The organism is Mycolicibacterium helvum, from assembly GCF_010731895.1.
Taxonomy (GTDB): Bacteria; Actinomycetota; Actinomycetes; order Mycobacteriales; family Mycobacteriaceae; genus Mycobacterium; species Mycobacterium helvum.
This window is the reverse complement of the sequence record NZ_AP022596.1, coordinates 6,206,733-6,231,092: the sequence shown is the minus strand read 5'-3', so window position 1 is coordinate 6,231,092 and position 24,360 is coordinate 6,206,733. Positions and strand designations below refer to the sequence as shown.

The 24,360-nt window shown below is 67.9% G+C and carries 22 protein-coding genes and 1 pseudogene; 14 read left to right on the top strand and 9 right to left on the bottom strand.

Going from position 1 to position 24,360, the window contains the following annotated elements; translation table 11 throughout:
• Window positions 1-14: 14 nt before the first annotated feature.
• A complete protein-coding gene (locus G6N38_RS29365) occupies window positions 15-617 on the bottom strand; it encodes a DUF3043 domain-containing protein (RefSeq protein WP_407663032.1) in 603 nt (200 codons plus the stop codon).
• Window positions 618-691: 74 nt separating this feature from the next.
• On the opposite strand from G6N38_RS29365, the gene G6N38_RS29360 reads away from it, so the two are divergent.
• Both G6N38_RS29360 and G6N38_RS29355 read left to right on the top strand, forming a co-directional pair.
• A complete protein-coding gene (locus G6N38_RS29360; RefSeq protein ID WP_163751582.1) occupies window positions 692-1,762 on the top strand; it encodes a glycerate kinase family protein in 1,071 nt (356 codons plus the stop codon).
• Between the two features lie 80 nt (window positions 1,763-1,842).
• On the top strand, window positions 1,843-2,202 hold the full coding sequence (locus G6N38_RS29355; protein ID WP_163751581.1) for a HesB/IscA family protein: 360 nt from the start codon (window positions 1,843-1,845) through the stop codon (window positions 2,200-2,202).
• Between the two features lie 39 nt (window positions 2,203-2,241).
• On the opposite strand, the gene G6N38_RS29350 is transcribed toward G6N38_RS29355, so the two are convergent.
• Window positions 2,242-2,910, bottom strand: coding sequence for an Rv0361 family membrane protein (locus G6N38_RS29350; protein WP_163751580.1), 669 nt, complete (start codon window positions 2,908-2,910; stop codon window positions 2,242-2,244).
• Between the two features lie 149 nt (window positions 2,911-3,059).
• Here G6N38_RS29350 and G6N38_RS29345 point away from each other — a divergent pair, with 149 nt between their 5' ends.
• Window positions 3,060-4,034: a carbohydrate kinase family protein gene (locus tag G6N38_RS29345; protein WP_163752566.1), complete on the top strand. Its 975-nt coding sequence runs from the start codon at window positions 3,060-3,062 to the stop codon at window positions 4,032-4,034.
• Here G6N38_RS29345 and asnB read toward each other — a convergent pair.
• On the bottom strand, window positions 4,031-5,962 hold the full coding sequence (asnB, locus tag G6N38_RS29340; RefSeq protein WP_163751579.1) for an asparagine synthase (glutamine-hydrolyzing): 1,932 nt from the start codon (window positions 5,960-5,962) through the stop codon (window positions 4,031-4,033). The genes G6N38_RS29345 and asnB overlap by 4 nt on opposite strands.
• 110 nt (window positions 5,963-6,072) lie before the next feature.
• Here asnB and ctaC point away from each other — a divergent pair, with 110 nt between their 5' ends.
• The 4 genes from ctaC (at window position 6,073) to G6N38_RS29320 (ending at window position 9,282) form a co-directional block, all read left to right on the top strand.
• Window positions 6,073-7,131 (top strand): aa3-type cytochrome oxidase subunit II, encoded by a 1,059-nt coding sequence (ctaC, locus tag G6N38_RS29335; RefSeq protein ID WP_163751578.1) that lies wholly within the window; start codon window positions 6,073-6,075, stop codon window positions 7,129-7,131.
• Window positions 7,132-7,142: 11 nt separating this feature from the next.
• Window positions 7,143-7,562, top strand: a complete 420-nt coding sequence (locus tag G6N38_RS29330) for a cytochrome c oxidase subunit 4 (RefSeq protein ID WP_163751577.1) — start codon at window positions 7,143-7,145, stop codon at window positions 7,560-7,562.
• A gap of 176 nt (window positions 7,563-7,738) precedes the next feature.
• Complete coding sequence (locus tag G6N38_RS29325; protein WP_163751576.1) at window positions 7,739-8,566, top strand: MmpS family transport accessory protein; 828 nt, start codon at window positions 7,739-7,741, stop codon at window positions 8,564-8,566.
• Window positions 8,566-9,282, top strand: a complete 717-nt coding sequence (locus G6N38_RS29320) for a DUF2561 family protein (RefSeq protein WP_163751575.1) — start codon at window positions 8,566-8,568, stop codon at window positions 9,280-9,282. Before G6N38_RS29325 ends, G6N38_RS29320 begins: the two co-directional genes overlap by 1 nt.
• A 448-nt stretch (window positions 9,283-9,730) precedes the next feature.
• On the opposite strand, the gene qcrB is transcribed toward G6N38_RS29320, so the two are convergent.
• Genes qcrB through ctaE form a run of 4 tightly spaced genes read right to left on the bottom strand, consistent with a single transcriptional unit; the run spans window position 9,731 to window position 14,017 of the window.
• The gene (qcrB, locus tag G6N38_RS29315) at window positions 9,731-11,404 is read right to left on the bottom strand and encodes a cytochrome bc1 complex cytochrome b subunit (RefSeq protein WP_163751574.1); all 1,674 of its coding nucleotides are present in this window, start codon (window positions 11,402-11,404) and stop codon (window positions 9,731-9,733) included.
• Window positions 11,401-12,555 carry a cytochrome bc1 complex Rieske iron-sulfur subunit gene (gene qcrA, locus G6N38_RS29310; RefSeq protein WP_163751573.1) on the bottom strand — a complete coding sequence of 385 codons (1,155 nt, stop codon included), beginning with the start codon at window positions 12,553-12,555 and terminating at the stop codon, window positions 11,401-11,403. Before qcrA ends, qcrB begins: the two co-directional genes overlap by 4 nt.
• Window positions 12,552-13,394: a cytochrome bc1 complex diheme cytochrome c subunit gene (gene qcrC / locus G6N38_RS29305; protein ID WP_163751572.1), complete on the bottom strand. Its 843-nt coding sequence runs from the start codon at window positions 13,392-13,394 to the stop codon at window positions 12,552-12,554. The genes qcrA and qcrC overlap by 4 nt, the downstream gene beginning before the upstream one ends.
• A gap of 11 nt (window positions 13,395-13,405) precedes the next feature.
• Window positions 13,406-14,017, bottom strand: a complete 612-nt coding sequence (gene ctaE, locus G6N38_RS29300) for an aa3-type cytochrome oxidase subunit III (protein ID WP_163751571.1) — start codon at window positions 14,015-14,017, stop codon at window positions 13,406-13,408.
• A 112-nt stretch (window positions 14,018-14,129) separates the two neighbouring features.
• Between ctaE and trpD the strand changes: the two genes are divergently transcribed.
• A complete protein-coding gene (gene trpD, locus G6N38_RS30920; RefSeq protein WP_163751570.1) occupies window positions 14,130-15,212 on the top strand; it encodes an anthranilate phosphoribosyltransferase in 1,083 nt (360 codons plus the stop codon).
• Here trpD and G6N38_RS29290 read toward each other — a convergent pair.
• A pseudogene (locus G6N38_RS29290) lies at window positions 15,150-16,901 on the bottom strand (DEDD exonuclease domain-containing protein); the annotation flags it as partial. The gene trpD and the pseudogene G6N38_RS29290 sit on opposite strands and share 63 nt — an antisense overlap.
• A gap of 213 nt (window positions 16,902-17,114) precedes the next feature.
• Between G6N38_RS29290 and G6N38_RS29285 the strand changes: the two are divergent.
• The 6 genes from G6N38_RS29285 (at window position 17,115) to G6N38_RS29260 (ending at window position 22,572) form a co-directional block, all read left to right on the top strand.
• The gene (locus G6N38_RS29285; RefSeq protein WP_163751568.1) at window positions 17,115-17,336 is read left to right on the top strand and encodes a hypothetical protein; all 222 of its coding nucleotides are present in this window, start codon (window positions 17,115-17,117) and stop codon (window positions 17,334-17,336) included.
• A 167-nt stretch (window positions 17,337-17,503) separates the two neighbouring features.
• Window positions 17,504-18,688, top strand: a complete 1,185-nt coding sequence (gene ripC, locus G6N38_RS29280) for a peptidoglycan hydrolase RipC (protein ID WP_163751567.1) — start codon at window positions 17,504-17,506, stop codon at window positions 18,686-18,688.
• A 67-nt stretch (window positions 18,689-18,755) separates the two neighbouring features.
• Window positions 18,756-19,526, top strand: a complete 771-nt coding sequence (locus G6N38_RS29275) for a hypothetical protein (RefSeq protein WP_163752564.1) — start codon at window positions 18,756-18,758, stop codon at window positions 19,524-19,526.
• A gap of 11 nt (window positions 19,527-19,537) precedes the next feature.
• Window positions 19,538-20,686, top strand: a complete 1,149-nt coding sequence (locus G6N38_RS29270; RefSeq protein ID WP_163751566.1) for a glycosyltransferase family 4 protein — start codon at window positions 19,538-19,540, stop codon at window positions 20,684-20,686.
• Window positions 20,687-20,702: 16 nt separating this feature from the next.
• Window positions 20,703-21,347 (top strand): cutinase family protein, encoded by a 645-nt coding sequence (locus G6N38_RS29265; RefSeq protein WP_407663031.1) that lies wholly within the window; start codon window positions 20,703-20,705, stop codon window positions 21,345-21,347.
• 46 nt (window positions 21,348-21,393) lie between these two features.
• A complete protein-coding gene (locus G6N38_RS29260) occupies window positions 21,394-22,572 on the top strand; it encodes an acyltransferase family protein (RefSeq protein ID WP_163751564.1) in 1,179 nt (392 codons plus the stop codon).
• Here the strand turns inward: G6N38_RS29260 and G6N38_RS29255 are convergent.
• On the bottom strand, window positions 22,511-24,310 hold the full coding sequence (locus G6N38_RS29255) for an AMP-dependent synthetase/ligase (RefSeq protein ID WP_163751563.1): 1,800 nt from the start codon (window positions 24,308-24,310) through the stop codon (window positions 22,511-22,513). The two genes, G6N38_RS29260 and G6N38_RS29255, sit on opposite strands and share 62 nt — an antisense overlap.
• Window positions 24,311-24,360: the final 50 nt, after the last annotated feature.

Below are 24,360 nucleotides of genomic sequence, written 5' to 3'. Positions count from 1 at the left end.
CGCGTCTGGTCGGATCAGGTGACCTTGGCGCCGCGCTCGACCTGCGGTCGCGGCGCGCGCATCCGGCGCATCTGAGAGGCCCGGCCCGCGGCGTACATCCCGAGCTTGAACGATCCTTCGGCGTTATCGGGGAACTTGGCGTTGACTGCCTTGTTGACCTTGCGGCCCAACAGGATTCCGTCGACCGCCATGAGCGCCATCAACACCAGCATCGCCGGGGAGATGAACAGCTGAACCTGCGGCACGGCAAGCATCACGAAGATCAGGCCGAGTGCCGCGGGCATGAACAGCCCGAGGATGTTGCGCCGCGAGTCGACGATGTCGCGCGCGTAGCGGCGCACCGGACCTTGGTCGCGGGGCAGCAGGTAGGCCTCGTCGCCCGACATCATCCGCTCACGCCGCTCGTTCATCGCCGTGCGGCGCTGAGCCTTCTCGGCCTTGCGCTCCTCCTTGGTCAGCGTGGCACGCATCTCCTTGCGGCGCTTGCGTGCCTCGGCAGACGTCATCGGCGCCGGGGCGACCGGCCCACGGCGCTTGGCGGACTCGCTGCGCTTCGGGGTGGGCTTGCCCTTGGGCGCGGTGGTGCCCGCCGAGGAGACGGGCACATCGGCCTCGATCGGTTCGGCGTTGGCGTCGCCCTCGTCTTTCTTGCGGCCCAGCAGCTTCACGCGTGTCAGGCTACCCTGCACGAATGCGGGTGGTGATTGCGCCGGACTGTTACGGCGACAGCTTGACAGCCGTGGAAGCGGCCGAATCCATCGCAGCCGGCTGGCGCCAAGCCCGGCCGTCCGATGAACTCACCCTCGCGCCGCAATCCGACGGTGGCCCAGGCTTCGTCGGCGTGCTGGCCGGCCGACTCGGCGATGTCCGTCACACCAGGGTGTCCGGTCCGCTGGCCGGGTACGTGGATGCCGAATGGGTGTATGACGGCCGGACCTTGACGGCCTACATCGAATGCGCGCAGGCCTGCGGACTGGCGCTGCTGGGTGGGCCGCCCACCGCGGACACCGCGGTCGCCGCGCACAGCCGCGGGGTGGGCCAGCTGGTCGACGCCGCGCTGGCTGCCGGCGCGACCCGGATCGTGGTCGGCCTGGGCGGTAGCTCCTGCACCGACGGCGGGCGCGGGCTCATCGAGGCCCTCGGCGGGCTTGCCCAGGCCAAGGAGAAGCTCGCCGCCGTCGAGCTGGTCGCCGCCACCGACGTCGAACACCCGCTGTTGGGTCCGATGGGCGCGGCGCGGATTTTCGGCCCGCAGAAGGGCGCCGACCCGGCGACCGTGGAGGTTCTCGAGCAGCGGATGACGGCCTGGGCGGCCGAACTCGACGCGCTGGCAGGTGACACGGTCAGCCCGCTGCCCGGCGCGGGTGCGGCCGGGGGACTGGGCGCCGCACTGCTGGCCCTGGGCGGCCGGCGCGAATCCGGGGCGGCCGTCATCGCCGAATTCACCGGGCTGGCCGACGACATCGCGGCCGCCGACGTGATCGTCACCGGAGAGGGCCGCTTCGACGACCAGTCCCTGCACGGCAAGGTGGTCAGCGCACTGGCCGGCGGCGCCGTGGCCCGCGGTATCCCGGTGCTGGTGCTGGCCGGGCAGGTCACCCTGGCGCCGGCGGTGCTGGACGAGGCGGGGATCGCCGCGGCCCACGCGATCGCCGACTTCGCCGGGTCGGTGCAGGTCGCCATCGACGACGCCGCCAACCAGCTCACCGGACTGGCCCGCCGGACCGCGGCCGAGCTGGGCGCTGCATCAACTCGGGAATAGCGCCCGGACAAGGTACCGTTGACCAGGTGGGCTAGCACCTCACGGCAACCCACACAGACATCAGCTTTTAGGGAGACGCAATGACTGTTTCCGATCAGTCGACCACAACCGAGACCCACGGCGCGGTCCTGACCGATGCCGCGGCCGCCAAGGCCAAGGCGCTGCTGGACCAGGAGGGTCGCGACGACCTGGCGCTGCGGATCGCCGTCCAGCCCGGTGGCTGCGCCGGCCTGCGCTACAACCTGTTCTTCGACGACCGCACCCTCGACGGTGACCTGATCAGTGAGTTCGGCGGCGTCAATCTGACCGTCGACCGGATGAGTGCCCCCTACATCCAGGGCGCCACCATCGACTTCGTCGACACCATCGAGAAGCAGGGCTTCACGATCGACAACCCGAATGCCACCGGCTCCTGCGCCTGCGGCGACTCATTCAACTGAGAAAACGAAATCCCGCTCGTCCTGCCAGCGGCCGTCCAGTCAGTACTGGGCGGCCGTTCGCAGTAGATACGAGCAGACCAGCAGCTGATTGCCCTGGCGCAGCAACTGCGCCACGCCCTGCTCCTCGCCGCGATTGCCGCGTGAGCCCGAAGACGCCACCTTCATGGTGAACAGCACCTGGGCCTGGTAGTTCGACCACGGCACGATCGCGTCGATCGAGGTCACCTCGGCCCCGGAGAACTGCCTGCGGAAAGCGTCGCTGGCCAGCCGGGCCAGCGCCAGATCGGACTTGCGGTCCTTCACGCCGTCGTACATGCCGCACAAGTTGCTGCGCGCGATGGTTTCGGTATCGCCCTTCGACAGCGCGGTCAGGTAGCCCGTGATCGCGGACTTGGCCGACGCCTCGGTGAATCCGCCGGCCGCTGTCGTGCTGGGTTCGCCGGTGCGGATGGTCAGGACCCCCGCCACGATGGCGCCCACCAGCACCAGCGCGCCCAGGCCCAGCCACAGCCCCAGCCGCCGACGCGGCTTCGGGTAGACCACCGGCGGCGGCAATGCCCCCGGGTGCACGCCGGGATAGGGCCCCTGGGCGGCCATTCCCGGGCGGCCGTAGGGCTCGTCGGGGTAGGGCTCGGAATACGGGGGTGGCCCAAGATTGGGTTGACCCACGGCCCCGGCCTGCTGATGCGGCGGAATCGGGCCAGCCATCGATAAGTCTCCCTGGGCTCTTCGCGTAGGCCGAAACTTCAAGCACCCGTCGCAACGGGGCCGATGCCGGGCCATATAGTCGGCTCTTGTACGCAGGCTAGCGCACCGAGCGGGGCTAGTCCCATTAGCAAATGAAGGGCGGGCCCTCCGTGACGATCGCGGTGACCGGATCCATTGCCACCGACCACCTGATGCGGTTTCCCGGGCGGTTCTCCGAACAACTCCTGGCCGAGCACTTGCAGAAGGTGTCGCTGAGCTTCCTGGTCGACGATCTGGTGGTGCACCGCGGCGGTGTCGCGGGCAACATGGCCTACGCGATGGGCCTGCTCGGTGGCAACCCCACGCTGGTCGGCGCCGTCGGCTCGGACTTCGACGAGTACCGGCAGTGGCTGGAATCACATGGGGTGGACACCTCGCACGTCCTGGTGTCGAAGACCGCCTACACGGCCCGGTTCGTCTGCACCACCGATGAGGACATGGCTCAGATCGCGTCGTTCTACCCGGGCGCGATGTCGGAGGCCCGCGACATCAAGCTCGCCGATCTCGTAGAGCGAAGCGGTGCACCGGAACTGGTGATCATCGGCGCCAACGATCCGGAGGCGATGTTCCTGCACACCGAGGAGTGCCGGGCGCTGGGCCTGGCGTTTGCCGCCGATCCCAGCCAGCAGCTGGCCCGCCTTTCCGGTGACGAGATCCGTCGGCTCATCGACGGCGCCACCTATTTGTTCACCAACGACTACGAGTGGGATCTGCTGCTGCAGAAATCCGGCTGGTCGGAAGCCGAAGTGATGAGCCAGATTCAGCTGCGCATCACGACGCTGGGCCCCAACGGTGTCGACCTCGTCGGCCGCGACGGCACCTTCATCCACGTCGACGTGGTGCCTGAGACGCAGAAGGACGACCCGACCGGTATCGGCGACGCTTTCCGCGCCGGATTCCTCACCGGCCGCGATGTCGGACTGAGCCTGGAACGCGCGGCGCAGTTCGCGTCGCTGGTCGCCACCCTGGTGCTGGAGGCACCGGGTCCGCAGGAGTGGACCTGGGACCGCAACGCCGGGATTGCGCGCATCAAGGACGCTTATGGCCCTGAAGCTGCCGACGAGATTTCGGCTGCGCTTGCCTAAAGCTCGATGGGGTACTGCGGCTCGCTGATCTTCGGCACGACGCTCTGCTCGACGAAGATGGCGTGCCACAGCATGAAGATCAGCACCGTCCACAGCCGGCGGCTGTGATCGCCCTCGCCAGCGCGGTGCGCGTCGAGCATGGCGCGCACCGCGGCGATGTCGACGAGATGGCCGGCCTGCGAAGCGGCGATCATCCCGTAGGCCCAGTCCATCAGTTCGCCTGCCCGCAACCAGTGCCGGATCGGCACCGGGAAGCCCAGCTTGGCCCGGTTCAGGACGTGCGGCGGGACGATCGGCTCTAGTGCGCGGCGTAGCGCGTACTTGGTGGTGGTGCGGGTGATCTTCTGGTCATACGGCAGCCGGGAGGCCACGGCGAACACCTCGGGGTCCAGGAACGGCACCCGCAGTTCCAGCGAGTTGGCCATCGTCATCTTGTCGGCCTTGACCAGGATGTCGCCGCGCAGCCAGGTGAACAGATCGATGTGCTGCATGCGAGCGACCGGGTCCCAGTCGGCTGACTCGGCGTAGATTCCGGCGGTGACGTCGGTGTGCGTCCAGCCCGGATCGAAACCCGGTAGCACCGCGCGCAGCTGATCGTCGGAGAAGCTGCGGGCATTGCCGTAGTAGCGCTCCTCGAGGGTCAGCGAGCCCCGGTGCAGCAGGCTCTTGCCGCGCATGCCTTCCGGCAACGGCCGCGACGCCCGGCCCAGCGTCCTACGGACTGGCCGGGGAAGGTAGTCGAATCCCTTGAGCGACAACGGTTCCCGATAGATCGTGTACCCGCCGAACAGTTCGTCGGCGCCCTCGCCGCTCAGTACCACCTTGACGTGCTTGCGGGCCTCGCGGGCGATGAAGAACAACGGCACCAGCGCCGGGTCGGCCACGGGTTCGTCGAGGTACCAGACGATTTCGGGCAGTGCAGCCACGAACTCGGACTGGCTGACCACCTTGGCCACGTGCCGCGCGCCGATCGCCTCCGCCGAGGCCACCGCCACATCGACCTCGGAAAAGCCTTCCCGCTCGAAACCGGTGGTGAAGGTGATCAGTCGGGGATTGTGCCGGATGGCCAGCGCGGCGATCGCGGTCGAATCGATACCGCCGGACAGAAACGCCCCGACGGTCACGTCGGCGCGCATGTGCTTGGCCACCGAGTCCTCCAGGACCTCGGTGATCTCGTCGTAGCGGGCCTGTTCACTGCCCGCGGTGAACGGGCGGGCGGTCAACCGCGGCACGAAGTAGCGGCTGACGCGGGGCTGCTCGCCGGGGCGGATCACCGCGTAACAGCCGGATTCGAGCCGGCGGATACCGCGGTGCAGCGTCTCGGGCTCGGGCACGTACTGCAGCACCGTGTAGTGCTGCACGGCGCGCTGGTCGATGGCCAGATTGATGCCGACCTCCGCGGCCAGCTGCAGCAGGCACTTCTTCTCACTGCCGACGGCGGTGCCGCCGGGCCCGGTGGCCATGAACAGCGGCTTGATGCCGAATGGGTCGCGGGCGCAGAACAACTCCTGGTTCCTGGTGTCCCACAGCGCGAACGCGAACATCCCGCGCAGCCGGCTCAGCGCCGCGGTGCCCCAATGGTGATAGGCGGCCACGATCGCCTCGCCGTCGCCGTCGGTGGCGAAGACCGCGCCGTGCTCGGAACGCAACGCTTCCCGTAGTTCCAGGTAGTTGTAGATCTCGCCGTTGAACACCAACACGTAGCGATCAGGTTCCTCGGGCGGACCCCAACGCAACGGCTGGTGGGAGTGCGCGATGTCGATGATCGAAAGCCGGTTGAACCCCAGCACGACCCGGTCATCAGACCAGGTTCCTGGCTCGTCGGGGCCCCGGTGCCGCATCAGATGCGACGCGCCCGCCACCGCCTCGACGATGTTGGGGGTAACTGTGCCGGCGGGGTCTGTAACCAGGGCAAGCAGTCCGCACACCGGGCCCAGTATGCCGTAACCGAGCAATCAACCGGGCTGGGTGTTCGGGTGTGGTCTACGCTGCGTAGTATTCGATTCGCGAAAAGTTCCCGCGAGCAGGAGGCGCCTACGTGAAGACCCGCGGTTCCCGGTTTCGGGTGCTGGCGTTAGCCGTCACTTTCGGCGCGCTGGCGCTCACTCTCAGCGGGTGCAGCTGGCAGGAAGTGTTCGGCTTGGGCTGGCCGAAGGGCATCACCCCCGAAGCGCAGACCAACCGAGACCTGTGGGTCTGGTCGGTCATTGCTGCGCTCGTCGTCGGTGTGATCGTCTGGGCCCTGACCTTCTGGACGATGGCCTTCCACCGCAAGAAGAAGGGCACGCCCGCCGACGAGGAGCTGCCCCGCCAGTTCGGCTACAACATGCCGCTGGAGCTGGTGCTGACGGTCGTTCCGTTCTTGATCATCTCCGTGCTCTTCTACTTCACGGTCGTCGTGCAGGAGAAGATGATGCACCGGGATCCCAATCCCGAGGTCGTCGTCGACGTCACGGCGTTCCAGTGGAACTGGAAGTTCGGCTACCAGAAGGTCGACTTCAAGGACGGCACGTTCAACTACGACGGTGCAGACCCGGCGCGCAAGGCCGCGATGGTCTCCAAGCCCGAAGGCGTCGACGCCCACGGCGAGGAGCGGGTTGGCGCGGTGCGTGGCCTGAACCCGCAGGACCGCACCTACCTCAACTTCGACAAGGTCGAGACGCTGGGCACCAGCAACGAGATCCCGGTGCTGGTGTTGCCGGCCGGTAAGCGGATCGAGTTCCAGATCGCTTCCGCCGACGTCATCCACTCGTTCTGGGTGCCGGAGTTCCTGTTCAAACGTGACGTTTTCCCGAACCCGGAAGCCAACCACACCGAGAACAAGTTCCAGGTTTCCGAGATCATGCTGCCGGACGGTCAGACCAGCGCCGCGTTCGTCGGGCGCTGCGCCGAGATGTGCGGCACCTATCACTCGATGATGAACTTCGAGGTCCGGGTGGTCTCGCCCAACGACTTCAAGGCCTACCTCGACCAGCGCATCGCCGGCAAGACCAACGCCGAGGCACTGGAGTCGATCAACCAGTCACCGGTGGCCACCACCACGCACCCGTTCGACACCCGCCGGGGCGAGTTAGTGATCCCGCAGGCGAGTAAGTAGGGGATGAGCAGATGCATATTGAAGCCAGGCTCTTCGAAATCCTGACCGCCTTTTTCGTGCTCGCCGCGATCGTCTATGGCGCGTTGACTGCCGTGTTCCAGTACGGCGGCATCGAGTGGGCCGGTACCACCGCACTGGTGCTCACCGCCGGCCTGTCGCTGATCATCGGCACCTTCTTCCGGTTCGTGGCGCGCCGCCTGGACACCCGGCCCGAGGACTACGAGGACGCTGAAATCAGTGACGGCGCAGGGGAGTTGGGGTTCTATGCACCGCACAGCTGGTGGCCCATCCTGATCGCGCTGTCCTTTTCGACCGCCGCGGTCGGCGCCGCACTGTGGCTGCCATGGCTGATTGCGGCCGGCGTGGTCTTCGTGATCGCGGCAGTCTGCGGTCTGGTGTTCGAGTACTACATCGGACCCGAGAAGCACTGAGCGCCCCGGGCGAAGGTCACAATCGAGACATCACTTCGCGCCAACGGTGTGCTGCGCTCTACCCGGCCCGCCCGGTTGGGTAGGGTCTTGCCAGGGCAACGGGAGCCGTCGGTACGCTGCGTGCCAGTCCTTGGCCCGCGTGCCGCGGTGATGTAGTCGAAAGAGGACAGGCGAGCATGAGCGGGCCGAATCCGCCGGATGAGGAGTCGGGCGACCGGGGTGAGACACCCACAGGTACAGGCTTTCAGGCCTATTCCGCACCGGAAGCCGAGCAATACACCGCAGGCCCTTTTGTCGCGCCCGACCCCGCGCTCTACGACTACGACACGTACGACGCGGGTACTGAATACCTCGACGAGGCACAGCCGCCCAGGTGGCCGTGGGTGGTCGGGATCACCGCGATCGTGGCCGCCATCGCGCTGGTGGTGTCGGTGTCGCTGCTGGTGACCAGCACCGACACCAACAAGTTGGCCACTCCGGTGACCACCACGACCGTCAAACCGCCGCCGGTGCAGGACGAGATCACCACCACCCAGCCGCCGCCACCGCCACCACCTCCGCCGGTGACGACCGAGGAGCCGCCACCGCCGCCCCCCGAGACGGTGACGGTGACGACGGAACCCCCGGCACCACCGCCACCACCACCCCCGCCAGCAACGACGGAGGCACCACCACCCGTGACCACGACGACGGCCCCGCCGCCCCCGACCACCACGACGACGACGCCCGCCGGCCCGCGTCAGGTGACCTATTCGGTCACCGGGACCAAGGCTCCCGGTGACATCATCTCGGTGACCTACGTCGATGCGTCGGGTCGCCAGCGCACCCAGCGCAATGTCTATATCCCATGGTCACTGACGGTGACACCGATCTCGCAGTCCGATGTCGGCTCGGTGCAGGCGTCCAGCCTGTTCCTGGTCAGCAGGCTTAACTGTTCGATCACGACCAGCGATGGAGTGGTGTTGTCGTCCAATCAGAACAACGCCGCGCAGACTAGTTGCTGATGGCGCGCGAAACAGAGCTCCCGCTGGCCGGGACAACGGAGGAAGATCGACGATCACCGGAGACGGTGGACCGCCTGCTGGTCGGCGTGTGCGGTGCGATCTGGCTGGTGCTGCTGGCTGTGACGGTCATTGCGATCGTCGCCCTGGTCGACATGAGCCGAGGTCATACCGCAGGCAACGACGGCTCACGGACCCCGTGGCTGCTCTACAGCATCATCGCGGTGTCGGCGCTGATCATCGTCGGCGCGATCCCGCTGCTGATCCGGGCCAGGCGCACCGCGCTGGCCGATGCGCGGCTGACACCCTTCGATCCCCCCAAGGCGCCGAGTCCCCAACGTCCCAGCACGGCACCAGCCGCCCCTGTGCGCGGCACCGAGGCGCCGACGGAGAAGCTGAAGGTGTTCGGCTCGACGGTGGACCCGTATGAGCGCTACCAGCCCGACTTCGCCCAATCGTCGGCGTCCCGGCGGGCCGATCCGCTGATCCCGGCCACCGAGCTGGACCGGCTGTGGCTGCGCTGCACAGCCATGCTGGGTGGTGCGATCGGCCTGGCGCTGCTCGGGGTATCGACCGCGACCTATCTGCTGGCGGTGGACAACGACACCGCGGCCTGGGTGGCGTTGGGCCTGGCCGCCGTCATCACGATCGCCATGCCGGCTGTCCCGGTGACCTATCTGCGCCAGCTGCATGGCGCGGTAGAGGAGACCGTCGACTAACTAGTCGGCGATGAGTACATCGATTCCGCAGTGAGCGTGTGAATCTGGCGGGCAGCTAGGCGCTGTGCGCAGAATCAATGACCAATCTCGCTCATCTCAGGCATCGGCGGATCCCGGGGGAGCGACGGCCCTTCACGTTGGGCTTCAGCCCGTCTTCACCGTGGCGGCGGCATACCCGAACCCATGACTGAACCTCAGCGGCGGTGGCTTCCCCGTCGAGGACCTTGTGAACGACATCGACCTTTGAACGCGAACGTCGTCGGCTTGCCCACCAGTGCGCCCATACCGTGTACACGCCACCGGCGATACAGATCCACCGCTTCACCCCAGGAAAAGCGTCGCCACAGCTACCTGGACGCAAAAAAGTACTCCCCGGAAGAAGGAACCGAATTTCTCGGTCCCACTTCCGGGGAGCACTTCAGTGGTGCGGGAGTCTTTCGTTGTGTGCCTAGTGCTGGCCGTTGGTGCTTCCGTTGCCGTTGGACTCAGCGTCCTGCCATTCGCGCAGTGCGGTGAGCGCCCGGTGCTCGGAGGCATGTGCGGCCTCGTTGAGCGCGGCATCCTCGGCTGGGGGGTCCGCGGTCAGGAAGCTGCCGTGGCCGGTCTGGCCGCCGGAGCCCAGCTTGTTCATCCGCTTGGGCAACGCCGCCCCCTGGTATTCCAGCGGGATCGGGTGGCCATGGTCGTCGACCGGGCCCAGCGGCTGGTGCAGCTCGATGTAGGCACCGTGCGGCAGCCGCTTGAGGATGCCGGTCTCGATGCCGTGCTCGAGCACGTCGCGGTCGCTGCGCTGCAGCCCGACTGCCCACCGGTAGGCGATGAAGAACACCAGCGGCGGCAACACCAGCGAGCCGATGCGGCCGATCCACGTCGTCGCGTTCAGCGAGATGTGGAACTTCAGCGCGATGATGTCGTTCATGGCGGCCAGCGTCCAGACCATGTACAGCGAGATCGCCATCGCGCCGATCGCGGTGCGCGTCGGTGCGTCACGCGGACGCTGCAACAGGTTGTGGTGCGCGTAGTCCCCGGTGAACTTCTTCTCCAGGAACGGATACGCGATCAGCAGCCCGAACACGATGCCCATGGACATCGCGACCCAGAACGCCGCGGGGATGGTGTGGTGCCAGAAGTACAGCTCCCACGGCGGGAAGATGCGGGCCAGGCCTTCCGTCCACATCATGTAGAAGTCGGGCTGGCTGCCTGCCGACACCTGGGACGGCTTGTAGGGGCCGAGCTGCCAGATCGGGTTGATCTGCAGCAGACCACCCATCAGGCCCAGGATGCCGGTGGTCATCGCGAAGAACGCACCGGACTTCACCGCGAACACCGGCATGACGCGTACGCCGACGACGTTCTTCTCGGTGCGCCCGGGGCCGGGGAACTGGGTGTGCTTCTGGAACCACACCAGTGCCATGTGCGCGCCGATGAGCGCCAGGATGATTCCGGGGATCAGCAGGATGTGCAGGGCGTACATCCGGGGGAGCATGGTGCCCACCGTGCTGCACTGGTAGCCGAGTCCGCCGCAGGGGAAGTCGCCACCGAAAAGCGCCCAGTGCAACCAGGTTCCGACGATCGGCACGCTCATCGTGATCGACGACAACGCTGCGCGCAGGCCGATGCCGGACAGCAGGTCGTCGGGCAGCGAGTAGCCGAAGTAACCCTCGAACATGGCCAGGATCAGCAGCAGCGAACCGATCACCCAGTTGGCCTCGCGGGGCCGGCGGAAGGCGCCGGTGAAGAAGATGCGCGCCAGGTGCACCATGATCGCCGCGGCGAACAACAGCGCGGCCCAGTGGTGGACCTGCCGGACGAACAGGCCGCCGCGGACTTCGAAGCTGATGTCGAGGGCGGATGCGTATGCCTTGGACATCTCGACGCCCCGAAGGGGTTGGTAGACACCCTGATACGTGATATCGGCCATCGACGGGTCGAAGAACAGCGAGAGGTACACGCCGGTGAGCAGCAGCACGATGAAGCTGTACAAGGCGATCTCGCCCAGCAGGAACGACCAGTGCGTGGGGAAGACCTTGTTCAGCTGGCGCCGAACCGCAGCGGACGGGTGGTAGCGGGAGTCAATGTCGTCGCCCTGCTTGGCCAGGGCATCAGCGAGTTTCGGACTCATGATGTGCGCTCCCAGAATGCGGGTCCGACGGGCTCGGCGAAGTCGCCATTGGCGACCAGATACCCGTCCTGGTTAATCGTGATCGGCAACTGCGCCAGTGCGCGCGCGGCCGGACCGAAGATCGGTCGCGCGAAATGCAATGCGTCGAACTGCGACTGGTGGCACGGGCACAGGATCCGGTAGGTCTGCTGCTCGTACAGCGAGGCCGGGCAGCCCAGGTGCGAGCAGACCTTCGTGTAGGCGAACAGGTCGCCGAAGTTGAAGCTCTCCTGGCCTGCACGCTTGACCACCTTGGCCATGTCGACCGGCTTGATGCGGATCAGCATCACTGGGTTGCGCACGCCCATGGCGATTTCCGCCAGCCGCTCGTGGCTTTCCACGGTGGTGCCGTCGCCGTCGCTCTCGCGCCACGGGAACACCGTCTCCATGCCGCCGGCGTCGATGTCCTCGGGCCGCAGCCGGACGAACGGCGACTGGCCCGGCAGGCCGGTTGCCCGGGCCAGGTAGATGGTCTCGCCGGTGAACCGCGGGGTCCAGCCCGACGTCCACAGCACGGCCTTCTTGCCTTCGGCGGTGGGAACCACCGGCTTCCACGGATTCTTGATCAGGCCGCCAACGAAGGCCACCAGCGTGCCGGCGCCGAACGCGCCGAGGCCGATGCCCAACGACAGCCCAACCAGCTTGCGCCGCTTGATCGTCGAGGCTTCGAGGGCGTCGGTGAGGTTGGCCACCACGGTCTTGCGCTCGATCTCCGGGGAACGCCCGTCATGGCGATCCTGGACGGTGATCTCCTCGGGGATGAACTTCTTCTGGTAGAGCACCGCGCCGATGCCGATCGCCATGATCGACATCCCGAAGGTCAGTCCGTACAGCGGGGTGGCGAAGTCGGCCAGTGAGGTCTCGTTCGAGCCGTCCCACTGCCACGGCCAGAAGATGAACACCAGCAGCAGGGCCAGACCGAAGAAGCCGCCCAGCAGCAGCCAGCCGGCCACCAGGCGCTCGGCGCGCTTCTCTGCTTTGGTGCCCTCGACGGGCCAGCGGGGCTCCTTGAGGATGATGTCGACGCCGTCGATCTTGCCGCCGAGCTCCAGGAGCTCCTCGCGTGACATCGCTGCGAGCTGTTCGTCGCTCGGCCGATTCACGTCACTCATGATGATCTTGCTCCGATCCACAGCGCCGCCGCGATGGCGGCGACCATGCCGATAATCCAGATCGCCATACCTTCAGACGAGGGTCCGAAGCCGCCGAGGCTGTAGCCGCCGGGATCCGGCGCGCGAGTCGCCATGCGCACGTAGGCGACGATGTCCCGCTTCTCTTCGGGAGAAAGCTGGCGGTCGCCGAACTTGGGCATGTTCTGCGGACCGGTCAGCATCGCGGTGTAGATCTGGGCAGGGGTGGCCGGCTCGAGGTCGGGCGCGTACTTGCCCGACGACAGTGCGCCGCCCTTGCCGGTGAAGTTGTGGCACGAGGCGCAGTTGAGCCGGAACAGATCGCCGCCGCGGGCGACGTCGTTGCCGAGCAGCGAGTGATCGGCGATCTGGCCATTGGCGTCCCGCGGAACGAGCGGACCGCCGCCGTTGGCCTGAACGTAGGCGCCGAGCGCGTCGATCTGGGCCTCGTCGAAGATCGGGTCCTTGCGCGGGGCCTGGGCTTCGCCGCGCATCGCCGGCATCCGGCCGGTGGAGACCTGGAAGTACACCGCGGCCTCGCCGACGCCGATCAGGCTGGGGCCGCGGCCCTGCACGCCCTGCAGATTGGTGCCGTGGCAGCTGATGCACGAGGTGTCGAACAACTGCTTACCGGTGCGCAACAGCGCCGACTGCGATTCGTCGGCGACCGCGACCTGGGGTGTGGGCGTCAACGTGGCGGCCACACCGCCGGCGACACCGAGGCCGACCAGCAGCAGCGCCGCGCCAGTCAGGCGGCGACGAAGCCGACGACGCGACTTGTCGCTCACCGGTTCCTTCACCCGCGCCGATCTCTTGAGCATCGAACCCCTTCTCATCGGATGAAGTAGATCGTCGCGAACAACGCGATCCACACGATGTCGACGAAGTGCCAGTAGTAGGACACGACGATGGCCGCGGTCGCCTGAGCGGGCGTGAACTTGCTCATCGTTGTGCGCAACAGAAGAAGAATGAAGGCGACCAAACCGCCGACGACGTGCAGGCCGTGGAAGCCGGTAGCGAGGTAGAACACGCTGCCGTACGAGCTGCTGGCGATGGTCGTGCCGTGGGTGACCAGGTGGTAGTACTCGTAGGCCTGGCCGGCCACGAAGAAGGCGCCCATCGCCAGGGTGATCACATACCAGCGGCGCAGCCCGTAGACGTCACCGCGCTCGGCCGCGAACACACCCATCTGGCAGGTGAACGACGACGCGATCAACACCAGCGTCACCGGAACCGCCTGATACAGGTTCAGTTCGGTTGGTGGCGGCGGCCATACCCCGCCGGCCTGAGCACGGGCAGTGAAGTACATCGCGAACAGCCCAGCAAAGAACATCAGCTCACTGGAAAGCCACACGATGGTGCCAACACTGACCATGTTCGGCCGGTTCAGCGAATGTACGCGCGATGTGATCGCAGTTCCCGAAGTGCCAACAGCGCTCGTCACATCAAGAAGTATGACGCTTTGTAGTTGTTGAGGTACAGCCAGGGGCCGAATTTGTCAGAACTGTCGGCGACACCAGCTGTGGAGTGCCCCGCCGGCATGGGAATATCGGCGCGTGACTCACCCCGTTTCCCAGCCCGGCGCCGACGCGCTGAATTCGTCATGGCCGCAGGTCCTGGACCGGTTGACGGCCAGCCTCGAACTCGAACCGGGGCAGGCGAGCTGGGCGATGGACCAGATCATGACCGGCGTCGCGACGCCGGCGCAGATCGCCGCCTTCGGCGTGTCGATGAAGATGAAGCGGCCGACGCCGGCCGAGGTGCGGGAGCTGGCCGACACGATGTTGCGTTATGCGCGCATGGTGCCCACCGATGTCATCGGCACCGACACCGTCGACATCGTCGGCACCGGTGGCGATCGCGCCAACACCGTGAACCTCTCAACGATGGCGGCGATCGTGGTCGCCGCCGCCGGGGTGCCGGTGGTCAAGCACGGCAACCGTGCCGCGTCGTCGAAGAGTGGCGGGGCCGACATGCTCGAGGCGCTCGGGGTGCGCATCGATCTGGGCCCCGAGGAGGTGGCCCGCAGCGTGCACGAGGTAGGCATCGGGTTCTGCTTCGCGCCGGTGTTCCATCCGTCTTACAAGTTCGCCGGACCGCCGCGCCGCGAGATCGGCGTGCCGACCGTGTTCAATCTGCTTGGGCCGCTGACCAATCCGGCCAGCCCGCGGGCGGGGCTGATCGGTTGTGCGTTCGGTGACCTGGCCGAGGTGATGGCCGGGGTGTTCGCAGCGCGGCGCTGCAGCGTGCTCGTGGTGCACGGCGACGACGGGCTCGACGAGCTGACCACCACAACCACCAGCACCATCTGGCGGGTGCAGGCCGGCACCATCGACAAGCTCACCTTCGACCCGCTGGGATTCGGTTTCGCCCGGGCCCGCATCGAGGAACTGGTCGGCGGGGAAGCCGAGGAAAACGCGGCCGAGGCGCGCAGTGTGCTTGGCGGTGCGCACGGACCCGTGCGGGACGCGGTGATCCTCAACGCAGCCGGGGCGATGGTCGCCCACGGCGGGCTATCCAGCCACGCCGAATGGCTGCCGTGCTGGGAGGAGGGGCTGGCCCGCGCTGCCGAGGCGATCGACTCCGGTGCCGCCGAGCAGCTCCTGGCGCGTTGGGCGCGGTTCACCCAGCAGCTCTGAGTCGAGTCTCTCGGCCTGCTCGGCGGCTATCCGCGCCGAGCGCGCGGTGTTGGCCCACTGGTTCCACGGTCCCGCCGAATGCAGCGGTGACGCCAAACCTGTTGTAGCGCTGACGATTCGTACGCCTGCAGCATTGAGCCACCGGGCGATGAGTGCGGTTTCTTCGACGAGTGCGCCGCCCAACGGGGCCGGGCGGGGGAGCACGGTTTGTGCGCACGCCTGTAAGGCTTCGATGACGGGCATCGGTGGGACGCGACGCGGAGCGACTCCCGCCGCGGCGAGCTGACCATGCCGCACGATCACGAGGTGCCAGCCGCCCGCGCCGTCCGGGGCGGCGGCAACGAGCTCATCGATTCCTGTCAGCGCGCGCAGGCGCTGGCCGCGCCAGAGCACGTCGACGGCCACGGCGATGTGATCGCGCAGCCGCGCGGCGGTTTCATAACGGCCCCGCCCGGCCAGCTCGCCGACCTGATCGACCGCCGCCCTCAGTGCGCTGTTGTCCAGTCCTTCGATCAGCGCGGCCGCCCGCAGCGGGGCGGGCGCGTAGTCGGCGGCGGAGATCCCGCGCGGCGCGGGACATCCGGAGACCTCCCGCTCGGGGCATTTCGGGCCGTGCTCGGCGCTGCGCCCGATGCGGGCCGTACAGGTGCGCACCCCGGTGAACCGGGCGACCAGGCCGGCGGTGTCGGCGGCCTCAGCCCGCGACCGGAACGGGCCGATGGCACGGTCGTGCCGCGGCTCGCGGACCACCGAGAGCCGGGGGAATGCCTCGTCGGTCAGCACGATCCACCACCAGCGGTGCGGGAAGCGGGAGCGTCGGTTGTACGGCGGGGCGTGCGCGGCCAGCAGCCGCAGCTCGCGCACCCCGGCCTCCAGCGGGTGGGCGCACTCGACGTGGTCGACCTTCGTGGCCAGACCCACCATCTCCTTCATCCGCCCCCGCGGGTCGGCGCCGGTGAAGTACTGATGTACCCGGCGGCGCAGATCGGTGGCGGTGCCGATGTAGAGCACCTCGCCGGTCGGCCCGCGGAACAGGTACACCCCGGGCCGGCGCGGCAGGTTACGGGCCAGAACCCGCTTGCCCCGTTGGGCATTGGAGATGTTGGGCAGGTACCCGCGCAGATCGGTGTAGGTGTGCACGCCCTGATTGCCCACCCGTTCGATGAGCGCGTGCAGCACATCGACGGTGGCGCGGGCGTCATCCAGGGCGCGGTGGTTCGGCCGGGTGGCGGAGCCGACGAGTGCGGCCAGCGTGGCCAGTCGCACGCTGGGTGCCTCTTCCCGGGTGAGCACCCGGCGGGCCAGCCGTACTGTGCACAGCACCGGCGGGCGCGGCCAGGCGATGCCGCACTGTTCGGCGGCCGAGCGCAGGAAGCCGACGTCGAAGCCGGCGTTGTGCGCCACGAGCACGGCGTCGCGGGCGAACTCCAGGAACATCGGCAGCACCGCGGCGATGGTGGGCGCATCGTGCACCATCGCGGTGGTAATCCCGGTCAGCTGGACGATCTGCGGTGGGATGGACCGCTGCGGGTCCACCAAGGTGGCGAACTCGCCGAGCACCTCGCCGCCGCGGACCTTGACCGCGCCGATCTCGGTGATGGCGTCGCAGGACCCGTCGGCCGATGCGGTGGCGCGCCCGCCGGTGGTCTCGAGGTCGACGACCACGAATGTGGTGTCCCGCAGCGACACGTCGGCGGTCGGATCGACATCGGCGAAGCTCAGCTGCACATCACCCCGGTGCGCAGCACCGGAAACCGCATCAACTGACCCCGCCACAGCAGTTGACGGTAGGCAGCCCCACCGACAGGACGCGGGCGCCACTCCGAGTGGATCGCGACGTGGCCGGACTTGTCGGGGGTCGCAGTTAGCGTGCGGCCAACACGATGAGAGAGGAGACCCGAGATGGAAATAGACCCAACCGAACCGGTTGTCATCGACTGCGACGACTGCGCGGTTCGCGGGCTGGGCTGCCGCGACTGTGTGGTGAGCGTTTTGCTCGGTGTGCCGGAGACTTTGCTGGAAGATGAGCGAGCCGCATTGGAAGTGCTGGCCGAGGCTGGTTTAGCGCCGCGATTGAAGCTGGTACCGATCCACCGCCACGGAGGCTCAGGGCTGGCGAGCTAGGGGCCTGATAGGTTGGATGGCAGGTTGTGACTGGTGTGGCCGGTGAGGCTGAGAGTCTCTTGAGAACTGTGTCCCTGGTTGGACAACGCTGATGCCATTTCGTAACCTGTTCGAGACCTTAGGCACTCGATGCAGCGACGTCGACGGCGATACAAGGAAGCGCAATCTTGAGCTTTGACCGCAGGTACCTGACTAAACGCGTTTTCAAACGCCCTCTAGTAGGTGGGATCGCGGGGCTCACGATCTTTGCGACAGTTATCGCCGGTTCGGTGCATGCCGATCCCGCCGAAGACGGTGTGGCAAAGCTGAATGAGCTGTCACGACAAGCAGAACAGATCACCGAGTCGATGCATTCCGCTCAGCTTGATCTTGACAAGAAGCTGCAAGCAGAGGGTGCCGCGGAAAAGAAGCACGCAGACGACATCGCCGCCGCCGACGCGGCCAAGGCCCAGTTGGCTACCTATCAGGTTGCGGTCGACAAATTTGCTGTTGCGGTTTACATGGGCGGCAGCACGGACGGCCTGAGCGCCATTCTGACCGCCGAGTCACCGCAGGGCCTGATCGACAAGTTGACCGTGCAGCGCGCGATGGCCACCGAGATGTCGGCCCAGATGGCGAACTATCGACGGGCCGACGACGAACTTCGCCAGGCTGAGGCCGCCTCGGCCAAGTCGGCGGCCGACGCGAAGACGGCCGCTGAACAGGCCGCGGCTGTGCGTGCCGACCTGCAGCGTAAGCAGTCCCAGCTGCAGGTACAGATCTCGGCTGTGAAGGCGCGCTACCAGACTTTGACCCCCGAACAGCGGACGGCGCTGGCCGCCCCCGGACCGCCGCCGCCGGCCGACATCCTGGCACTGGGAGCTCCTGCTGGTCTCCCGCCGCTGGCCGACGCGCCGCCACCGCCGCCGGACGCGCTGCCTGCTCTGCCGCCGCCTGACGCCCCGCCGCCGCCGGACGCCGCCCAGGTCATCCCGATGGCCGCCGTGCCCGTCCCCGGCCCCGGCAGCGATCAGGGCAGCGTGGCTGTGCAGGCCGCGCTCACCCGGATCGGTGATCCCTACGTATGGGGTGGCTCGGGTCCCAACCAGTTCGACTGCTCCGGCCTGGTGATGTGGGCCTTCCAGCAGGCCGGTATCTTCCTGCCGCACTCCAGCCAGGCGCTGGCCGCCGGCGGTCAGCCGGTCTCCATGGACCAGATGCAGCCCGGCGACGTCGTGAACTACTACTCCGACGCATCGCATTCGGCGATCTACATCGGCGACGGGATGATGGTCCACGCTTCGACGTTCGGCCGACCGGTGATGATCTCCCCGGTGAACAACGCCCCGATCTACAACGTTCGCCGCTACTGACCGCAGGCGGCTCACGGCCGTCGTCGCCGTCGTACTGATCGCCCAACTGATTGCGGCATCGGTGCTGATCGTCGCGCCGTCCGCCCCGCCCCCCTCGCCGTCCGTCGCGGTTCTGGCACCGGCGCCGCTGGTCGTCGGTGACGGTCGCACCGTGCGGCTGATCAGCCTGGGCGGTGCCCACACCGACGGCCTGCTCACCCGGATCGCCGGCGACATCGGCGATGCGGTCAGTGCCGTCGAGACGTTCTGGGGCACCGACTGGGACCACGAGATCGTCGTCATCGCCACCGATTCGCAGGCGCAGTTCATCGCGCAGGCCGGTCTTGCTCCGGACAGGAACTGGGCGGACATCGCTGCGGTGTCGGTCGCCGACCACGTCGACTTCGCGCGCCATCACGCCAGCGGGCAGCGCATGGTGTTCGCGCCCGGAGCCGCCGACATGAGCGCGGGATCGCTGCGAATTGTGTTGACCCATGAGCTGTTTCACCTTGCCGCCCGGGCCGACACCGCGCTGGATGCGCCACGCTGGCTGGTCGAGGGGGTGGCCGATTTCGTGGCACGGCCGCCGGAGCCGCTGCCGCGGGACGCCGCGACGGACACCGCACTGCCGGTCGACGCCGACCTCGACGTGGCCGGGCCGCGGCGCGAGCGGGGCTACGACCGGGCCTGGTGGTTCGCCCGATTCGTCGCCGACAGCTATGGCGTCGATGCGCTGCGCCGGCTCTACGTCGAGGCCTGCGGGCCCGGTCACGGCGACTTCGCGACCGCGGTGCACCGCGCGCTTGGTACCGATACCGCCGAGCTACGTGCCCGCTGGGCGCAGTGGCTGACGCGCTAGCGTAGGTGACGATGACGCGAGTCCTGCTGGTCACCAATGACTTTCCGCCCCGCCGTGGCGGCATCCAGTCCTATCTCGAGCAGTTCGTCGGCCGGCTCGTGGACACCGGCGAACACGAGCTCACCGTCTATGCCCCGACGTGGAAGGGTGCCGACGACTACGACCGCGCGGCCGGCTACCGCATCGTGCGCCACCCAGGCACGTTGATGCTGCCCGAGCCGGGGGTGGACCGCCGGATGCGTGCCCTCATCGTCGAGCACGGCATCGAAACCGTGTGGTTCGGCGCCGCTGCGCCGCTGGCGCTGCTGGCCAACCGGGCCCGCGGCGCTGGTGCGCGCCGGGTGCTGGCCAGCACCCACGGCCACGAGGTGGGCTGGTCGATGCTGCCCGTCGCCCGCTCGGCGCTACGGCACATCGGCGAGGACACCGACGTCGTGACGTTCGTCAGCCACTACACCCGCGGTCGGTTCGCCTCGGCGTTCGGCCCGCATGCCGCGCTGGAACACCTGCCGCCCGGCGTCGACTCCGATCGGTTCCGGCCGGACCCCGCGGCCGGGGCCGAATTGCGCGCTCGCTATGGCCTAGGCCGGCGGCCCACGGTCGTCTGCCTGTCCCGGCTGGTGCGGCGCAAGGGCCAGGACATGCTCATCAAGGCGCTGCCCGATATCCGCCGCCGGGTCGGTGACGCCGTCTTGGTGATCGTCGGCAGCGGCCCCTACGCCGATGACCTGCACAAGCTGGTCCACAACGTCGGCGTGAGCGAGGACGTCGTCTTCACCGGGGCGGTGCCCAGTGCCGAGCTGGCGGGCCACTACGCGATGGCTGATGTCTTCGCGATGCCTTGCCGCACAAGGGGTTCCGGACTGGACGTGGAAGGGCTCGGCATCGTGTTCCTGGAGGCGTCGGCCACCGGCGTGCCGGTGGTCGCCGGTGACTCGGGCGGCGCCCCCGAAGCCGTCATCCAGGGCGAGACGGGCCGCGTCGTCGACGGGCGCTCGGTCGAGCAGATCGCCGACGCCGTCTCGGGCATCCTCGCCGATCCCGCGCTGGCCGCGCGGATGGGGGAGGCCGGCCGCACGTGGGTCGAGACGGACTGGAACTGGGCCGCCCACACGGCGCGGCTTTCCGAACTGCTGCGTGCGGCCGATCGGACCGTGTGACGATGTGCCGATGAGCATGACCCGCGTGACGGCGCTCGGCGGTGTCCTGGCCGCCGTTGCGGCGCTGCTTGTCCCGGTCGGTCTCGCGACGGCCGACGACTGTCCCGACGTCGAGGTGATCTTCGCCCGCGGCACCGGCGAACCGCCCGGCATCGGGCGGGTGGGCCAGGCTTTCGCCGACGCACTCGCCCCGCGGCTGGGCGGGCGGACGATGGACACCTATGCGGTGAACTACCCGGCCAGCCTGAACTTCCTCGCGGCGGCATCCGGCGCCGACGACGCGGCCGCTCGCATCGCCGACATGGGTGCCCGGTGCCCACAGACCTCGCTGGTGCTGGGCGGGTTCTCCCAGGGCGCGGCCGCGGTGTCGATGTTGGCCGGCGTGCCACCGGTCGGACAACGGATCGGCAGCATCGGGTCGGCGCCGCCGTTGCCGCCGGCGGCCGCCGGTAGGGTCGCCGCGGTCGCGGTGTTCGGCAATCCCGGCGCCCGGTTCGGCACACCGTTGTCGAGCACGGGTCAGTTCGCCGGCCGCGCCATCGACGTGTGCAGCGGTGGTGACCCGATCTGCTCGGATGGACGCGACCGCGGCGCGCACAGTGCCTACGAGCTGCCGCCGTACCCAGATCAGGCGGCGGGCTTCGTCGCGGGCCTGATCTGAGCTGCGGCTCAGCAGTTTCACGGGTTGTCCGGCTACCGTCGCCCGGGTGCTGGCCGGCTCTGACCTCGACCTCCGCGCCGGCGTATCCCGGCGGGAGGATGGCCGGCTGGACTCGCTGACCGGGCTGCGGGCGCTGGCGGCCCTGCTGGTGGTCGGCACCCACGCAGCCTTCGCGACCGGCAAGCTGACCCACGGCTACATCGGTGTCGTATGGGCGCGCCTGGAGGTTGGGGTGTCGATTTTCTTCGCGCTGTCCGGCTTTCTGCTGTTCCGCCCGTGGGTCGCCGCGGCGGCCGACGGGACGTTGGCACCGTCTGCGCGGGCCTACGCCCGGCGCCGGCTGCGCCGGATCATGCCGGCCTACGTGGTGACCGTCCTGTTGGCCTACGGCGTGTACTCGTTCTATTCGACCGGCCCCAACCCCGGCCAAAGTGTTTCGGGACTGATCCGGCACCTCACGCTGACGCAGATCTACACCGACAACTATCTGCTGACCTACCTGCACCGCGGCCTGTCACAAACCTGGAGCCTGGCCGTGGAGGTGGCGTTCTACGCGGTTCTGCCGCTGCTGGCCCATCTGCTGCTGGTGGTGCTGTGCGGTGACCGGTGGCGCCCGGCCCGGCTGCTGACCGGATTGGCCGGCCTGGCCGCGATCAGTCCGCTGTGGCTGCTCGTGCTCAACACAAGCGATTGGCTGCCGAACTCGGCCGGGATGTGGCTGCCGGCGCAGCTGGCGCCGTTCGCGGGCGGGATGGCGGTGGCCGTGCTGAGCGTGATGGGGGTGCGCTGGCGGGCCGGGCTGCTGGTGCCGGTCGCGGCGATCCTCTACCTGGTGGTGTCCACGCCGGTGGCGGGTGCGGTCACGATGGGTCCGGTACCGCTGTGGGAGCCGCTGGCCAAGGCGCTGCTGTATGCCGCGATCGCGACGCTGGTCGTGGCGGCGCCGACGCTGGGCGGGCGCGGAATGTTCGACCGGCTGATTGCCAGCAAGCCCATGGTGTGGCTCGGCGAGATCTCCTACGAGATCTTCCTGCTGCACGTGCTGGTGATGGCTGTCGTGCTGGGCGCGGTGCTGGGCTGGCCGTTGTTCACCGGCTCACTGCCCGGCCTGTACCTGCTGACGCTGGGCGTCACGATTCCGTTGGCCTGGCTGCTGAACCGGCTCACTTCGTGTAAATCGCCTCGATCTCGTCGGCGAACTTCTCCGCCACCACGTTGCGCTTGACCTTCAGCGTCGGCGTCAGCTCACCGGTCAGCACGGTGAAATCGCACGGCAGGATGCGGAACTTGCGGATCGACTCCGCATGCGACACATGCTGATTGGCGTCCTTGACGGCCATTTCGACCTCGGCGATCAGATCCGGATCATCCCGCAGATCACCGACTGACGCACCGGCCGGCTTGCCGTGGTGGGACTTCCAGACGTCGAACGCCTCGGGGTCGATGGCAATCAGCGCGCCGATGAACGGCTGTTTGTCACCGACGGCCATCGCCTGGCTGATCAGCGGATGGGCCCGCAGCGCATCCTCGAGGACGGCGGGTGCGACGTTCTTGCCGCCCGCGGTCACGATGATCTCCTTCTTGCGGCCGGTGATCGACAGGAAGCCGTCGGCATCCACGCTGGCCAGATCGCCGGTGTGGAACCAGCCGTCGACGATCGACTCGGCGGTGGCCTTCTCGTTGTGCCAGTAGCCGGTGAACACCACGCCCCCCTTGACCAGCAGTTCGCCGTCCCCGGCCACCTTCATGGCGTTGCCAGGGATCAGCTTGCCGACGGTGCCCACCTTCAGCTCGCCGATCCGGTTCGCCGTGATCGCGGCGCTGGTCTCGGTCAGCCCATAGCCTTCGTAGATGGACAGCCCGACGCCGCGGTAGAAGTGGCCCAGCCGCTTGCCGAGCGGGGCGCCACCGGAGATGGCGGCGTGGCAGTCGCCACCAAGCGCGGCACGCAGCTTGCCGTAGACCAGCCGGTCGAACACGGCGTGCGCGGCCTTGAGTAGCAGATTGGGCTCGCCCGACGCCTGCGCCTCGCTGTAGGCGATCGCGGTCTTGGCGGCCAACTCGAAGATCCGGCCCTTGCCGCTGTCGCGCGCGTTCAACTCCGCTGTGTTGTAGACCTTTTCGAACACCCGGGGCACCGAGACCACGATGGTCGGCCTGAACAACTGCAGCATCGGCACCAGGTTCTTGATATCGCTGGTGTAGCCCAGCGTCACCTTGTTGGCGAACGCGGTCATCGACAGCGCGCGGGACAGTACGTGGGCCATCGGCAGGAAGACCAGAAGACGTTCGTTCTGGCGCAGTAGCGTCGGGAAACACGTTGTGGCGCCACGGATTTCGGAGATCAGATTGGCGTGGGTCAGTGCGACGCCCTTGGGCCTGCCGGTGGTGCCCGAGGTGTAGATCAGGGTCGCCGGGTCGGCCGATCGCAGCTCGGCCAGCCGGCGGTTCAGCTCTGCGGGGTCGGCGCTGGCCGCACGTTCGGCCAGCTCGTCGAGTGCGGTGGGGCCCACGGACTCGATGCGCAGCGCGGTGCGCAGGGCCGGCAGCTCGTCGTGAAGCTCGGAGACCATCTGCGCGTGTGCGTCGGTCTCGGTGAAGACCAGCACCGCGCCGGAGTCCTCTAGCACCCAGCGGACCTGCTCGGCCGAGGAGGTCTCGTAGATGGGAACGGTGACGCCGCCGACCGACAGGATCGCGTAGTCGAGGAGGGCCCACTCGTAGCGGGTCGCCGACAGGATCGCCACGCGGTCACCGGGCTGCACACCCTCGGCGATCAATCCCAGGGCCGCCGAGCGGATCTGGGCGGCCACCTCGGCACAGGTCACGTCGGTCCAGGCGCCGTCGACGAGGCGCTGGACGATCACGTAGTCCGGATCGGTCCGCTCGTGGTCGTAGACGGAGCTGGCCACATTGTCGTGTTCGCCAATGGTGAACGACGCCGGAACACTGTATTCACGCATGTCCACCAGCGTAGTCAACGGGCGGGCGGTGGCCTCGCGGGTCTGATATG

Coding starts and splice junctions, on each gene's coding strand:
- G6N38_RS29360 (WP_163751582.1), top strand. CDS start 692: ATGCGGGTGGTGATTGCGCCGGACTGTTACGGCGACAGCTTGACAGCC.
- G6N38_RS29355 (WP_163751581.1), top strand. CDS start 1,843: ATGACTGTTTCCGATCAGTCGACCACAACCGAGACCCACGGCGCGGTC.
- G6N38_RS29350 (WP_163751580.1), bottom strand. CDS start 2,910: ATGGCTGGCCCGATTCCGCCGCATCAGCAGGCCGGGGCCGTGGGTCAA.
- G6N38_RS29330 (WP_163751577.1), top strand. CDS start 7,143: ATGCATATTGAAGCCAGGCTCTTCGAAATCCTGACCGCCTTTTTCGTG.
- G6N38_RS29325 (WP_163751576.1), top strand. CDS start 7,739: ATGAGCGGGCCGAATCCGCCGGATGAGGAGTCGGGCGACCGGGGTGAG.
- G6N38_RS29320 (WP_163751575.1), top strand. CDS start 8,566: ATGGCGCGCGAAACAGAGCTCCCGCTGGCCGGGACAACGGAGGAAGAT.
- qcrB (WP_163751574.1), bottom strand. CDS start 11,404: ATGAGTCCGAAACTCGCTGATGCCCTGGCCAAGCAGGGCGACGACATT.
- qcrA (WP_163751573.1), bottom strand. CDS start 12,555: ATGAGTGACGTGAATCGGCCGAGCGACGAACAGCTCGCAGCGATGTCA.
- qcrC (WP_163751572.1), bottom strand. CDS start 13,394: ATGCTCAAGAGATCGGCGCGGGTGAAGGAACCGGTGAGCGACAAGTCG.
- G6N38_RS29285 (WP_163751568.1), top strand. CDS start 17,115: ATGGAAATAGACCCAACCGAACCGGTTGTCATCGACTGCGACGACTGC.
- G6N38_RS29270 (WP_163751566.1), top strand. CDS start 19,538: ATGACGCGAGTCCTGCTGGTCACCAATGACTTTCCGCCCCGCCGTGGC.
- G6N38_RS29265 (WP_407663031.1), top strand. CDS start 20,703: ATGACCCGCGTGACGGCGCTCGGCGGTGTCCTGGCCGCCGTTGCGGCG.
- G6N38_RS29255 (WP_163751563.1), bottom strand. CDS start 24,310: ATGCGTGAATACAGTGTTCCGGCGTCGTTCACCATTGGCGAACACGAC.